This window comes from Halomonas sp. SIMBA_159 (assembly GCF_046536035.1).
Taxonomy (GTDB): Bacteria; Pseudomonadota; Gammaproteobacteria; order Pseudomonadales; family Halomonadaceae; genus Vreelandella; species Vreelandella venusta_A.
Map to the genome: position 1 here is coordinate 1 of NZ_JAWJBT010001049.1, position 255 is coordinate 255.

The 255-nt window shown below is 66.3% G+C and carries 1 protein-coding gene; it reads right to left on the reverse strand.

Going from position 1 to position 255, the window contains the following annotated elements; genetic code table 11:
* Positions 1-10 precede the first annotated feature (10 nt).
* On the reverse strand, positions 11-255 hold a 245-nt coding region (locus R0J87_RS22480; protein WP_498889099.1), incomplete at its 5' end, for a hypothetical protein.

Sequence of the window (255 nt, forward strand, 5' to 3'; positions counted from 1 at the left end):
GTCATCGTACCTAGTCGAATCCGTCCCGGTCAACCATTCCCAGCTTCCGCAGCACCCGCTTCCGCTGGCTGTGGCTCGTGAAAATCACCCGCCCGTCATTGGTCATGGGCACGTCGGGGTGCCGCCGGCGATGCTCGGCCACCTGATCCGGCATCACGCCGGCGGCCTCGCTCAGCACGGGCTCCACGTAATCGCCCCGCGTGCTGGCGTGCTCCGCGAAGTAGTTTCGGGGCATCAGCATGTGGCAGGTGTGGC